Source organism: Streptomyces sp. Tu 3180, from assembly GCF_009852415.1.
In the GTDB taxonomy this organism is placed as follows: domain Bacteria; phylum Actinomycetota; class Actinomycetes; order Streptomycetales; family Streptomycetaceae; genus Streptomyces.
Genome location: NZ_WOXS01000002.1, coordinates 1,287,321 through 1,299,931, shown reverse-complemented (window position 1 = coordinate 1,299,931; position 12,611 = coordinate 1,287,321). Strand labels below are relative to the sequence as shown.

The 12,611-nt window shown below is 74.4% G+C and carries 12 protein-coding genes and 2 pseudogenes; 8 read left to right on the top strand and 6 right to left on the bottom strand.

Annotated features, from left to right (window positions below; all coding sequences use genetic code 11):
- Positions 1-153: 153 nt before the first annotated feature.
- From GL259_RS06745 to GL259_RS06735, 3 genes are all read right to left on the bottom strand, one after another.
- Positions 154-825: a phosphatase PAP2 family protein gene (locus GL259_RS06745; RefSeq protein WP_159530130.1), complete on the bottom strand. Its 672-nt coding sequence runs from the start codon at positions 823-825 to the stop codon at positions 154-156.
- 128 nt (positions 826-953) lie between these two features.
- A complete protein-coding gene (locus tag GL259_RS06740) occupies positions 954-1,889 on the bottom strand; it encodes a M56 family metallopeptidase (protein WP_159530128.1) in 936 nt (311 codons plus the stop codon).
- A 100-nt stretch (positions 1,890-1,989) separates the two neighbouring features.
- Positions 1,990-2,535: a DUF5134 domain-containing protein gene (locus GL259_RS06735; protein ID WP_159530126.1), complete on the bottom strand. Its 546-nt coding sequence runs from the start codon at positions 2,533-2,535 to the stop codon at positions 1,990-1,992.
- A gap of 189 nt (positions 2,536-2,724) precedes the next feature.
- On the opposite strand from GL259_RS06735, the gene GL259_RS06730 reads away from it, so the two are divergent.
- On the top strand, positions 2,725-4,407 hold the full coding sequence (locus tag GL259_RS06730) for an FUSC family protein (protein ID WP_159530123.1): 1,683 nt from the start codon (positions 2,725-2,727) through the stop codon (positions 4,405-4,407).
- A gap of 38 nt (positions 4,408-4,445) precedes the next feature.
- Positions 4,446-5,021 (top strand): MarR family transcriptional regulator, encoded by a 576-nt coding sequence (locus GL259_RS06725; protein WP_159538433.1) that lies wholly within the window; start codon positions 4,446-4,448, stop codon positions 5,019-5,021.
- 83 nt (positions 5,022-5,104) lie between these two features.
- Here the strand turns inward: GL259_RS06725 and GL259_RS06720 are convergent, their stop codons facing one another.
- Complete coding sequence (locus tag GL259_RS06720; protein WP_159530120.1) at positions 5,105-5,869, bottom strand: VOC family protein; 765 nt, start codon at positions 5,867-5,869, stop codon at positions 5,105-5,107.
- 175 nt (positions 5,870-6,044) lie between these two features.
- Entirely contained in the window at positions 6,045-6,437 is a 393-nt protein-coding gene (locus GL259_RS06715; protein ID WP_159530118.1) for a VOC family protein, read from the bottom strand.
- A 92-nt stretch (positions 6,438-6,529) separates the two neighbouring features.
- Between GL259_RS06715 and GL259_RS06710 the strand changes: the two are divergent.
- Positions 6,530-7,073, top strand: a pseudogene (locus GL259_RS06710) (GNAT family N-acetyltransferase).
- Between the two features lie 4 nt (positions 7,074-7,077).
- Here the strand turns inward: GL259_RS06710 and GL259_RS06705 are convergent.
- The gene (locus tag GL259_RS06705; RefSeq protein WP_159530116.1) at positions 7,078-7,761 is read right to left on the bottom strand and encodes a glycerophosphodiester phosphodiesterase family protein; all 684 of its coding nucleotides are present in this window, start codon (positions 7,759-7,761) and stop codon (positions 7,078-7,080) included.
- A gap of 249 nt (positions 7,762-8,010) precedes the next feature.
- On the opposite strand from GL259_RS06705, the gene GL259_RS06700 reads away from it, so the two are divergent.
- From GL259_RS06700 to GL259_RS06680, 5 genes and pseudogenes are all read left to right on the top strand, one after another.
- On the top strand, positions 8,011-9,408 hold the full coding sequence (locus tag GL259_RS06700) for a DUF6421 family protein (protein ID WP_159530114.1): 1,398 nt from the start codon (positions 8,011-8,013) through the stop codon (positions 9,406-9,408).
- A 38-nt stretch (positions 9,409-9,446) separates the two neighbouring features.
- The gene (locus tag GL259_RS06695; RefSeq protein WP_166461435.1) at positions 9,447-10,193 is read left to right on the top strand and encodes an SDR family NAD(P)-dependent oxidoreductase; all 747 of its coding nucleotides are present in this window, start codon (positions 9,447-9,449) and stop codon (positions 10,191-10,193) included.
- Positions 10,190-11,260: a low specificity L-threonine aldolase gene (locus GL259_RS06690; RefSeq protein ID WP_159538431.1), complete on the top strand. Its 1,071-nt coding sequence runs from the start codon at positions 10,190-10,192 to the stop codon at positions 11,258-11,260. The genes GL259_RS06695 and GL259_RS06690 overlap by 4 nt, the downstream gene beginning before the upstream one ends.
- 75 nt (positions 11,261-11,335) lie before the next feature.
- Positions 11,336-11,908, top strand: a complete 573-nt coding sequence (locus GL259_RS06685; protein ID WP_159530110.1) for a transglutaminase domain-containing protein — start codon at positions 11,336-11,338, stop codon at positions 11,906-11,908.
- A gap of 25 nt (positions 11,909-11,933) precedes the next feature.
- Positions 11,934-12,610: pseudogene (locus GL259_RS06680) on the top strand (phenylalanine--tRNA ligase beta subunit-related protein).
- Position 12,611: the final 1 nt, after the last annotated feature.

Sequence of the window (12,611 nt, the reverse complement as noted above, 5' to 3'; positions counted from 1 at the left end):
CCAACTATACTCAACGCGTCCGGCCGGGTCCTTGGGGCCCGCTCCGGGCTGCCGTCCGTCTCGGGCGACGCGGGGGATCGTCCGAGACGGACGGTTCAGGCCTGGTAGTAGCCTCGGGCTATCACTGCCGGGTCCCCGGTGCGGGTCGGCGGCTCACGGGTGCCGGCGCCGGTGGACCAGCACCGCCGCGGCCACCACCAGCGCGCCGAGCAGCCAGCCGCCGAGGACGTCCGTGGGCCAGTGGACGCCGAGCCAGACACGGGTGAGGCCGACACCCGTCACCGAGAGGACCGCCAGGAACAGCGCCGCGTGCCGCACGGGGCGGCTCACGCCGTGGCGGTGCAGGAGCCACAGCAGGAGCCCGCAGACCACCGTGGCGGTCATGGCGTGGCCCGACGGGAAGGCCGCGTAGTGCGCGGAGTCGACCGGGTCGGGCCAGACCGGGCGGGCGCGGTCCACCGCGGCCTTCAGGCCCTGTTGCACGGCCGTCCCCAGGGCGACCGTCACCACCAGCCACACCGCCGTCCACCGGGCCGCGTACCGCCGTGCCAGCAGCACCGCCGCCACACCGCACAGCACCCGCATCGTCCACGGGTCCCAGACCCAGTCCGTCAGGACGCGGGCCGTCTGCGTCAGTCCGGGTTCCTCGACCGCCCAGCGGTGGGTGGTGCGGGAGATGTCGCCGTCCAGTTCGAGCAGCGGACGCCACTCGACGGCGACCAGTGCCAGCAGCAGCGCCGAGCACAGCGCCAGTACACCGGTGGACAGGGTGGTGGGGGGCCGGTCCGCGGGCCGGGGCGGGGAGTCGACGTGGGGGGTGTGCATGCAGTGATCCTTGCCGACCGGCGGGGTCCGGGGCCAGTCGTCCTTCCGTGTCCTGACGTCCGGAGCCGGTCACCCGTGTCCGTCGGACCGCCCGCCGGGCCGTCCCCGGCCTGCTCCGGGCCCCCCGGCTATCCCAGTGCCCGCAATCCCGGCACGAACGCCACCAGTACGGGGATCACCGGCACCAGGGACGCCGCGGCCGTCAGGCGCAGCCGCCGTCCCGCCGTCAGCCGGTCCGGCGGAGTGAGCAGCCGGCGGACCCGGGCCGGGACGTTCGCCTGCGAGGCCGGGCAGGGGCCGAACACCCCCCGGTGCTCGTTGAGTTCCACCAGGGCGAGGGCCGTGGTCAGCCGGCCGAAGCGGCGGGAGGCGGTGTCGTCGGCGGCGAGTTCGACCAGCCGGTGCATCTCGTCGCGGAACGCGGCGAACACCGGCACCTGCGGGAAGCCGCCGGCCAGCGCGCAGGAGCAGTGCAGCAGCCAGTCGTGCCGGGCCCGCGCGTGCCCCCGCTCGTGCGCGAGGACGGCGTCCAGCTGCCGGCCCTTCAGCCGGCGCAGCGCGGCCGTGGTGACGACCAGCCGGGGCGGGGTGCCGGGAAGCCACCAGGCGTCGGGTCGCTCCCCCTCCAGGACCACCAGCCGGTCGGAGCGCGGCTCCTCGCCGGGCAGCAGCGGAGCCCGTACCCGCAGTTCGGCCCGGCGCGCCCGGCGCCGGGCACGGGCCCGCGCGATCTCCCGGACCAGCATGGCCGCGCTCCAGATCCCGCCGCACGCCAGTGCCACCGCGGTGGTCGCCGCCCAGATCCCGGCCGTCCCCAGGGCGTACGCCTCCGCCACCGCGCGGGGCGCGGTGGCGAACACCCGGCCGCCCACCGCCCGCCAGGCGGCCGCCGCGCTGAACGTCATCGACAGGGCGCAGCACAGCAGCACCGCCGCGATCACGCACTGCCACACCCACAGCGCCACCACCGGTTCACGGTCCGGCCAGTCGGCCCGGGCGAGCAGCCGGGGTCCGGCGACGGCGGTCAGGACGCCGAGCAGCAGCAGGGCCGCGGGGAGCATCATGCGTGCAGCCTATGAGCGGGTACCGCGCGTGCGTACCGCCCTCGGGGCAAAGTGACGCAGCCAACGGTCCCGCGTCGCGCCCCGCGGGCTCCGGCCCGCCTCACATCGTCAGCAGCATCGCCACCATCGCCATCCCCATGGACAGCCGGCAGACCCGGGCCAGTTCCGGCCGGTCGCCCCATCCGGCGGACCCGCCGGTGACCGCAGGGGCGGGCACGGGCACCAGCCGGACACCCGTCACCAGCACGTATCCGGCGAAGTAGAGCAGCAGGGTCCCGGTCAGCAGGGGGGTGCCCGGGCCGCCGTGCCCGTGACCGGCGGGGGACGTGGCCATCGCCACCGCCATGTAGACCATGGCCCCGGCCCCGACCAGGTGGTGCAGGTGGCGCGCGCTCGCACGGGCCGTCCACAGCGCGTGCAGCCCGGCCGCGCCGAACACCACCGCGTAGACGGGCCAGGCCCACGACGGCGGGGTGAACGCCGCCGCCGGCACGGCCATCGCGGCCATGCCGAATCCCATGAGCGCCTCACCGCCCGCGGCGCGGCGCTGCTCCTCGACGCTGCTGCGCATCCGCAGCAGGCAGTAGGCCCCGGTCGCCGCGCAGAGCGCGACCAGCAGCCAGCCGGACGACGTCGGTCCGTGCACGCGCACCGCCCCCTCGACTCGTTCCGACGGTCGGTCAAGGGATGCCCCGGCCCGGCGGCGTGCACGCGAGCGCAAGGGTGTGCACGAGGAGCGTTCGGGGGAGCACGGCAGGCCGGTGCGGGGGCGCCGCGGGGCGGCGCACGCCGGACATGTAATTTACGAGTAAAATACCTGCTAACATCATGCTTCATGAGCAGTGCGCCCCCCACCCCCGCCGTCCCGCCCGCCCGGCGCCTCCCGGTCGCCGGCGCGCTGCGCCTCGGACGGCCCTCCGACATCTGGTTCAAGCCCGCCCTCAGCGTGGTCGTCGCGGTCGCACCGCCCAGCCTGCTCCTGGTGGCGCTCGGCCGGCTCGACCTGGCGATGTACACCATGGCCGGGTCCCTGTGCGCCCTGTACGCCCACAACCGCCCGTACGCCGCCCGGGCCAGGACGCTGGCGGGGGTGGTCCTCGGCATGCTCGGCGGCCTCGCCGTGGCCCTGACCGCCGCCGCCCTCACCGGGAACGCGGTCGTCCTGGTCACCGTCGGAGCCGTGCTGGCCGCCGTCCAGAAGGCACTGTGCGACGCCACCCGCATCGGCCCGCCCGCCCACGTGATCCTCACCTTCGTCAGCTCCGCCTCGCTGTTCGCCCCGCAGACCCTCGGCCAGGTCCCCGGCCACCTCGCGCTCGCCGCCGCGGCCGGCGCGTGGGCCTGGCTGGTCGGCATGGCGCCCGCGCCGGTCCGGCCGCACGGCCCGGAGCGCCGGGCCACCGCCCACGCGCTGAACGCCGCCGCCGCGTACGCCGGGACCGCGGGCGCGGGCGCCGGTCACCCCGGGGCCCGTGCCGCCGCCTACGCCGCCGTCCAGGCCGCCTGGCAGTCGCTGCCGGCGGCCGGGAACCGCCCCTCGCCCACCCGCCGCGCCCTCGAACGGCTCCTGGTCCGCGCCGAGGTCGCGCTCGCCGCGCCGGCCGACGTCGACCCCGCGCGCCTGCGCGCCTGGGCCCGCGCCCTGCGCGGCACGGGCCGCGTCCCGCACACCGGCGACCCCCGCACGGACGCCGACGAACTCCTGGGCGCGGCGGCGGAACGCGCCACCGCGCCGCGCCCCCTGTGGAGCAGGCTCGGCCCGCTCACCCCGATCGCCGTCCGCACCGGGCTCGGCTGCGCGCTCGCCGGCTACGCCTCCCTCGCCCTCGGCATCGGCCGCCCCTACTGGGCCCTGGTCACCGCGGCCTCGCTCTACCAGGCCAACGTCACCCTCACCTGGAGCCGGACCGTGCAGCGCGTCGTCGGCAACCTCGTCGGCGTGCTGATCTTCGCGGCCGTCGCCCCGCTCGCCCACCTCGGTCCGCTCGCCCTCGTCCTGTGCTGCCTCGCCTTCAACTTCGGCGCCGAGGCGCTCATCGGCCGCAACTACTGGCTCGGCAGCGTCTGCGTGACCCCGCTCGCCCTGCTCGTCACCGAGTTCCCCGGCCACCAGCCGACCGGCGACCTGGTCGCCGAACGCGTGGCGGACACCCTCGTCGGCGCCCTGGTCGGGTTCGCCGCCGCCGTGGCCGTCACCAACCGGCGGGCGGGCGATCGCGTCGAACGGGCGCTCACCGCCGTCGACCGCGCCCGCGAGGCCGCCGCCCGCCTGCTGGCCGACCCGCAGGCCGCGCCCGCGGCCCTGGGGGCCGCCCGCCGCGCCCTCGCCGACGCGGTGGTCGACCTGCGGGCCACCGCCGACGCCGCGGCCGGTGAATGGCGGCAGCGCGCGCTGCCCCAGGAGCGGGTCGTGCTCGCCGAGCAGGCGGCACACCGTACGCTCGCGGCGACGGTACGACGCCAGGGGCTGCTCCCGGACCCCGGCACGAGCACGCACACGGAGGACGTACGGCCATGACGGCGACCGAAGGACCATCGGCCGGCGAAGGAGAACCGGTGACCGGCGGTGACGGCCGGGCGGCCGCCGGAGGGGCGGGGGCGGCGGGCGGAACCGGGCCCGGCCGGGGGCGGGGCGACACCGTCGCCGCGGTCGTCCGGCAGTGGCGGGCCGTCCACCCCGACCTGGACACCGGTCCCATGGAGGTGATCGGCCGCATCAACCGCTGCGCCGCCCTCCTCCAGCAGGCCGAGGACGCCCCGCTGCGCCGGGCCGGCCTGACCCGCCCCGAGTTCGACCTGCTCGGCGCGCTGCGCCGCACCGGCCACGAACTGACCCCGAGCGAGCTGGCCCGCGAGACCTTCTCCTCGGGCGCCGCCGTCACCAAACGCCTCAAGCAGCTCACCGAGCGCGGGCTGGTCGAACGCCGCGGCGACACCCGCGACCGCCGCGTCGCACACGTCCGCCTCACCGACGCCGGACGCGACCTGGTCGACGGCATCCTGCCCGCGCAGCTCGCCTACGAGACCGCCGTGCTGTCCGGCCTGGACGGACCGGCACTCGGGGAACTCGCCGCCCTGCTGGGCGAACTGCTCGGGCAGCTGGAAGGCCGTCTGGGCACCCTGCGGGCCTGAGACCGGCCGCGGCACCCGGCCCCGAGGGCACCGCCGGGCCGGGCGCGGCCCGCGGCACCCCGCGCGTCCCGTCCCACCGGGCCTCAGAACCCGTCGCCCGCCCGGTACACGCCGAACATCGCCCCCTGCGGGTCCCGGAGCACCGCGATGCGCGGGCCGTCGGGCAGCGAGGTGGGCTCCATCAGCACGTTGCCCTCCACCCGCGTCGTCGTCAGGGTGGCGGCGTCCACGTCCTCGACCGCGAAGTACGGCAGCCAGTGCGCCGGCACCTCGTGCGGGAACTTCTCGTCCATCGTCACCATGCCGCCGAAGTCCGCGCCGCCGACGCCCCACCGGGGGTAGCGCAGGGCGGGGTCCACGCTCCAGCCGAACACGGTGGTGTAGAAGGCCACGGCCTCCCGCGGCGCGCGGGTCAGCAGCTCCGCCCAGCCGAGCGACCCGGGGGAGTTGAACAGGCCGGCGCCCGGGAAGGCGCCGGCCTGCCACAGCTGGAAGACGGCACCGGACGGATCGGCGGCCACCGCGGAACGGCCCGCGTCGAACACGTCCACCGGCCCGAGGAGCACCGCCCCGCCCGCCGAGGTCACCGCGCGGACGGCGGCATCGGCGTCGGCCACCGCGAACGACACGTTCCAGGCGACCGGCTGCGACGGCTGGTACAGCGGGGCCAGCGCGGCGACCGCGGCGCCGCCGAGACGCGCGACCGTGTAACCGCCCGCCTCCGGGCGCTGGTCCGTCTCCGGGAGCCAGCCGAACAGCCGCGTGTAGAACCGCCGGGCGGACTCCGGGTCGCCGGTTCCCAGCTCGACCCAGCACGGCCCGCCGGTCACCGGCGCGGTCAGCTCCATGGCGCTCCTTCCGCGAGGCCCCTGCCGGGTGCGCCCCCTCCAGCACGCTAAGCCCGGCTCCCGCCCGCGGCCATCCGGCGCGGGACCCGCCGGCGCGGGGCGGCGGTGGTCCGTGCGCCCGGGCCCGTACCGCCCGGCCGGCCGCCGCGCCCGGACGCCCGGCCGGCCGCCGCGCTCAGATGCCCGGCCGGAACCGCAGCGGGTGCTCGGCGGGGATCTCCACCAGGACGATCGGCGTCCCGTCCGGATCCGCGATCCACATCTCGATCAGGCCCCACGGCTCCTTCACCGGCGGCCGGACGATCCCGACGCCCTTCTCCCGCAGCTCCTCGTGCGCCGCGCCCACGTCCGCGACCTGGAGCCACAGGCGTACGGCGGGGGACGGGGCCGGGTCCGAGCGGCCCGAGAGCTCCAGGAACCCGCCGCCCAGGAAGTAGACGGTGCCGCGCTCCGGACCCGTGCCGAACTCGCGGTACACGGCCAGGCCCAGCTGCCCGCCGTAGAAGGCGCGGGAGCGTTCGGGGTCGGTGGGGCGCAGGAGGACGCGGCTGCCGAGTACGTGCACCATGCGGCCGAGCGTAGTGCCCGGGTTAGTCTCGTCCCGGCCCGAGCCACGCCGGAACGTGACGCAGACGCAGCAGAGAGACCGGAGAAGCGCCCATGGAATCCGCCACCGCCACCGCACTGACCTTCCGCGACGCCACCGACGCCGACGTGGACGCGCTCGTCGCGCTGATCGAGTCGGCGTACCGGGGGGACTCCAGCCGCGCCGGATGGACCACGGAGGCGGACATCCTCCAGGGGCAGCGGACCGACCCGGAGGGGGTGCGGGAGGTCGTCGCGTCCCCGGACAGCCGGCTGCTGACGGTGGAGCGCGACGGCCGGATCGTCGCCTGCTGCCAGCTCGAACACCGAGGTGAGTACGCCTACTTCGGGATGTTCGCGGTCAGCCCCGTCCTCCAGGGCGCCGGACTGGGCAGGACGGTCATCGCGGAGGCCGAGCGGCAGGGCCCGCGAGACCTGGGGCGTGCGCGAGATGCACATGACCGTGATCTCCGTGCGCGAGGACCTGATCGCCTGGTACGAGCGGCGCGGCTACCGCCGCACGGGAAGGACGTCCCCCTTCCCGTACGGCGACGAGCGCTTCGGCGTCCCGCTCCGCGACGACCTGGAGTTCGAGCTGCTGGTGAAGGAACTGGCCTGACGGCTCACGCGGTGAAGCGCCCGGTCCGCTTGATCTCCGGGTAGTCGGTGGTCGCGCCGTCGAGCTCCAGGGCCCGGACCAGTCTGAGGTGGTCCTGGGTGTTGACCACCCAGCCGATGATCGCCAGCTCCGCCTTCCGCGCGTGCTCGACGATCTCCAGGGTGAGCCGGCGGATGTTGAGGCAGACGGTCGAGGCGCCGGCCCCGACCGCCCGCTGAACGACGTCGGTGCCGTAGCGGCTGGCGATGAGCGCCGTGCGCACGCCGGGTACCAGCCGTGCGATCTCGGCGATCGCCTCGTCGTGGAACGACGAGACCTCGACCCGGTCGGCCAGTCGCCGTTCGTTCATCACCCCGGCCAGCGCCCTGGCCGCCCGCACGTCCTTGATCTCGGCCTGCAGCGGGGCCCGGACGGCGTCCAGGACCTCCTCGAAGACGGGGATCCGCTCGCCCCGCCCGGCGTCCAGGGCGCGCAGCTCGGCGAGGGTCTTGTCGGCGATCGGGCCCGTGCCGTCCGTCGTGCGGTCCACGTCCGTGTCGTGCATGACGACGAGCGCGCCGTCCTTGCTCAGGTGCAGGTCGAGTTCGATGACGTCGAGGCCCGCCTCCTGGGCGGCGGTGAAGGACCGGAGGGTGTTCTCGGGTTCGACACCCATGACTCCGCGGTGACCGATGGTGAGGAAGTTCAAGATCCGACTCGCTTCCGTCGACGGCGGGGGCCGCGTCCCTACGGCCTTCCTGGACCGTATCGCCTGTGCCCGCTCCGTCCAGAGGCTGAACCGCGTCGACGCGGCACCTCCCCCGTACGCGTGACCGGCAGGAAAAAGTGCGGTGAAGCCGGGGGTGGGGCAGGATAATTTATTGAGATGCCCCTTGCTGGGAGAAACCTCGTATGTATACGGTCTGCTTACGCGAGGTTCTCCCGTGGAGGATGGGACATGACGGAAATTCTTGTGCAGGTGGGTTCTGAGGGGAAGGTTCCTTCGGTGAGCAGGGTGGTCGAGCACCCGGCATGGCCCGTGCTCAAGGATGCCGTGGAGCGGATCCGGCCCTGGCAGGCCAAGGACGGGTCGATCGACTTCGGGGCCGAGGGCGCCCCGGCCCGCGCCGACGCCGAGCGCGCGGTGCGCGAGGTGATCGAGGCCGTCGAGCGGCTGTCCCCGCTGCTGCCCCACGACCGCGCCTACCACGAGGCCCTGGCGAAGGACCTGGGCCGCTGGGCCGAGGGCGGCTTCGAGGTGCCCGACTTCCTCGACTCGCTGCTGGCCTTCCAGCCGGCCGCGCACCGCGAGGACGGTCTGCAGCACCTGGTCGTCTTCCCGATGTACACGCAGAACGGCAACCCGGACCGCAACCTCGAGGCGGTCGTGCTGCGCATGGTCTGGCCCGAGTGGCTGGCCGAGCTGGAGCGCACCCGCTACGACAACCCGCTGTTCTGCGGCATCACCTTCGAGGACTTCACCGCGGGCTACGACACCAACTCCGCGGTCCTCTTCCCCGAGACCATCGCCGTGCGCGAGGCCCCCGAGCGGTTCACCTGGGGCGGCATCTTCTGCGACCGCGAGGCCGCGCGCTTCCGCCGGGTGACCGAGGCGGCCGTGGACATCCTCGGCCTCCAGCTGCCCGAGGACGTCGCCGCGATGGTGCACGACCAGAAGCGCTGCGAAGAGGCCTTCGTGCTCTGGGACATGGTCCACGACCGCACCCACAGCCACGGCGACCTGCCCTTCGACCCGTTCATGATCAAGCAGCGCCAGCCGTTCTGGATGTACGGGCTGGAGGAGCTGCGCTGCGACCTCACCGCCTTCAAGGAGGCCGTGAAGCTCGCCGGCGACGGCGTCCCGCAGGCCCGCGACGTGCAGGTCGCGGTGCTCTTCGACCGGATGTTCCGCTTCCCGGTCACCGGTGAGCGGGTCCGCAACTACGACGGCCTCGGCGGCCAGCTGCTCTTCGCCTACCTGCACAAGCACGACGTCGTCCGCTGGACCGACAACAAGCTCTCCATCGACTGGGAGCGCGCCCCGCAGGTCACCAACCAGCTGTGCGCCGAGATCGAGAAGCTGTACCGGGACGGCATCGACCGCCCCAAGCTCGTCCACTGGTTCGCCGGGTACGAGCTGGTGTCCACCTACCTCTCCCCGCACCCGGGCTCGAAGTGGGCCAAGGGCCCCGAGGCCCTGGACCTGTCGCAGCCGCCGCGCAAACTCGTCGATGACGTGCTTCCGGACGAGTTTCCGCTGAGCATGTTCTATGAGGCACTGTCCAAGAAGCTGAAGAACGTGATCGCCTCCACCAGGGGCATCACGGCGGACGGCGCCGAGCGGGTCGCCGCGTGAGCGATCGCGAGTCCACAACTGCTCAGGAGGCGAGGACCATGGGGAACGGGGCGCTCGACGGCGCGGTGATCGCGGTGGCCGGTGCGGGGGGACCCGCGGGACGTGCGGCACTGCTCAGGCTGGCCGAGGCGGGGGCGACCGTGATCGGCTCCGACAACGACCCGGAGCGGCTGGCCCAGGCCGTGGACGCGGCGCGCTACGCGCACGGCGGCGCCACCGTCGTCGGCGACACGGTCGACCTGCTCGACCTGGACTCCACCCGCGACTGGGCCGCCCGCATCGAGAAGGAGTTCGGCCGGGTCGACGGCCTGGTCCACCTCGTCGGCGGCTGGCGCGGCAGCGAGACCTTCACCAAGACCAGCCTGGACGACTGGGACCTGCTGGAGCTGCTGCTGGTGCGCACCGTGCAGCACACCTCCCTCGCCTTCCACGAGGCGCTCCAGCGCAGCGACCGCGGCCGGTACGTCCTGATCAGCGCGGCCGGCGCGAGCAGGCCCACCGCGGGCAACGCGGCGTACGCCGCGGCCAAGGCCGCCGCCGAGGCGTGGACGCTGGCCATGGGCGACTACTTCCGCAAGGCCGGGGGCGAGCAGGGGCCGACGTCGGCGGCTGCGATCCTGGTGGTGAAGGCGTTGGTGCACGACGCGATGCGCGCCGACCGCCCCAACGCGAAGTTCGCGGGCTTCACGGACGTCGAGGACCTGGCCGAGGCCATCGCCGGAGTCTGGGAGAAGCCCGCCGCGGAAGTGAACGGAAACCGTCTGTGGCTGACCGAGAAGCCGTGAACCCGCCCAGGACCGACGCGCGTCGTCATCACGACCCGGACGTCCGCGGTTTCGCCAGCGACAACTACGCCGGGGCCCACCCGGAGGTGCTCGCCGCCCTGGCCCTCGCCAACGGCGGGCACCAGGTCGCGTACGGGGAGGACGCGTACACCGAGAACCTCCAGCAGGTGGTCCGCAGCCACTTCGGCCCCACCGCCGAGGCGTTCCCGGTCTTCAACGGAACCGGCGCCAACGTCGTCGCGCTCCAGGCGGTCACCGACCGCTGGGGCGCGGTGATCTGCGCCGAGAGCGCCCACATCAACGTGGACGAGGGCGGCGCGCCGGAGCGGGTCGGCGGGATCAAGCTGCTGACCGTGCCCACCCCGGACGGCAAGCTCACCCCCGAGCTGATCGACCGGCAGGCGTACGGCTGGGAGGACGAGCACCGCGCCATGCCGCAGGTGGTCTCGATAGCCCAGGCCACCGAGCTGGGCACGGTGTACACCCCGGACGAGATCCGCGCCATCTGCGAGCACGCCCATGCGCACGGCATGAAGGTGCACGTCGACGGCTCCCGGCTGGCCAACGCCGCCGCCACGCTGAACGTGCCGATGCGCACCTTCACCAACGCGGTCGGCGTCGACCTGCTCTCGCTGGGCGGCACGAAGAACGGCGCCCTGTTCGGCGAGGCGGTGGTGGTGCTGGACCCGGACGGCGTCCGGCACATGAAGCACCTGCGCAAGCTGTCCATGCAGCTGGCGTCCAAGATGCGCTTCGTGTCGGTGCAGCTGGAGGCCCTGCTGGCCCGGGACCTGTGGCTGCGCAACGCCCGGCACGCCAACGAGATGGCCCAGCGCCTGGCCGAGGGCGTGCGCGCCGTGCACGGTGTGGAGATCCTCCACCCGGTGCAGGCCAACGCCGTGTTCGCGCGGCTGCCGCACGACGTGAGCGAGCGCCTGCAGAAGCGGTTCCGCTTCTACTTCTGGGACGAGGCGGCGGGCGACGTCCGCTGGATGTGCGCCTTCGACACCACCGAGGACGACGTGGACACGTTCGTGGCGGCGCTCAAGGAGGAGATGGCCCGCTAGCAGCGTCTGCATAGATATGCGGTAGACCGGAAATGCATTGACTGCCGGTCGGCCGCGTACCTATGCTCGGGCACCATGCAGCTGATCCAGGAAACGCCCGACCTCTCCGCATACCTGGCCGCCGACGAGGCGATCGACCATCACCACGCGCTGGTCCGCGAGACGGCCGCACGTCTGGCCGCGGGCGTGGTCGATTCGTATGAGTATGCGCGGGCGGCGTTCGAGTTCGTGCGCGACACCATCCCGCACTCGCAGGACTCCGGCGATCTGCGCGTCACCTGGCGCGCCTCCGACGTCCTGGAGCGGCGCACCGGCATCTGCTACGCCAAGGCCCACGCGCTGGCGGCGCTGCTCCGGGCCGAGGACATCCCGACCGCGTTCTGCTACCAGAACCTCGGGGTGGTGCACGGCCTGGTCGCCGTCCGCTTCAACGGCGCCTGGCACCGGCAGGACCCGCGGGGCAACAAGCCGGGGGTCGACGCGCGGTTCTCCCTGGACGGTGAGCGCCTGGCCTTCACGCCCGACGCCGCGTCCAACGAGACGGACCACCCGGTCCTGTATGCGGCACCGCATCCGGTCGTGCTGAGCACCCTCAAGGCCGCCTCCGACCGGCCGCACCTGTGGCGGACGCTCCCCACCGCGCTCTGAGCCGAGGCGAGACCGTGGCCCTCGGCTGACCGTGTCCGACGAGGCGCGCCCCGGCGCCCGGTTTCCCCCCTGTCGCCGTCGAGGCACACGGCCTGGTCGACGGACCCGCCGCCGAAGCGGGTTCCGCCCTGCTCGATGACGCGGCCCGGCGGCCGGCCGCCCGTCCGGCGGACGGGCCCCGCACGAGGACCCGCACATGACCGCCCGGCGCGAGGTCTGCGCGGCGTTCGGCTCGAAGCCGTCCCGCACCCGCGACTCGGCCGAGGCGCCGGCGAGGCGGGCCCCGGCCGGGGCCGGACTGCCCCGGACCGACCCCCTCGTCGACCTCCGCGACGCCGTCAGCGCCGCCCGCCTGATCCCCGTCGGAGGCGAGGACGCCGACCGGACCCGGGCGGGACGCGGCTCGTGCGGGCCACCGGCGAGGAGGACTTCGTGACCGTCGCCCAGGGAGAGGAGACCGTCGAACACCCCGGCGCCGGCGAGGTGGTGCGGCGCGACGACGCCGGCGTGACCCGCCGCCGCTGGAACCGGCGCCAGGGCCCGCGCACCCGGCTCGCCGGGGGGCGACCGCGGGTGTCTTCCTGCTTGGAGGGCCTGGCGCCGGTGCCGCTCGCCGAGGTGGAGGACGCGGCGGCCGGACTCGTCGGACCGCCGGAGGGGTTCAGCCCCGGGGCACGGATCACCGCCCACCCGACGGCGTGAG

Bases quoted from the DNA above. Each gene is read 5' to 3' on its own strand.
- GL259_RS06695 (WP_166461435.1), top strand. From the start codon at position 9,447: ATGGGGAACGGGGCGCTCGACGGCGCGGTGATCGCGGTGGCCGGTGCG.
- GL259_RS06730 (WP_159530123.1), top strand. From the start codon at position 2,725: ATGAGCAGTGCGCCCCCCACCCCCGCCGTCCCGCCCGCCCGGCGCCTC.
- GL259_RS06685 (WP_159530110.1), top strand. From the start codon at position 11,336: ATGCAGCTGATCCAGGAAACGCCCGACCTCTCCGCATACCTGGCCGCC.
- GL259_RS06740 (WP_159530128.1), bottom strand. From the start codon at position 1,889: ATGATGCTCCCCGCGGCCCTGCTGCTGCTCGGCGTCCTGACCGCCGTC.
- GL259_RS06700 (WP_159530114.1), top strand. From the start codon at position 8,011: ATGACGGAAATTCTTGTGCAGGTGGGTTCTGAGGGGAAGGTTCCTTCG.
- GL259_RS06720 (WP_159530120.1), bottom strand. From the start codon at position 5,869: ATGGAGCTGACCGCGCCGGTGACCGGCGGGCCGTGCTGGGTCGAGCTG.
- GL259_RS06745 (WP_159530130.1), bottom strand. From the start codon at position 825: ATGCACACCCCCCACGTCGACTCCCCGCCCCGGCCCGCGGACCGGCCC.
- GL259_RS06715 (WP_159530118.1), bottom strand. From the start codon at position 6,437: ATGGTGCACGTACTCGGCAGCCGCGTCCTCCTGCGCCCCACCGACCCC.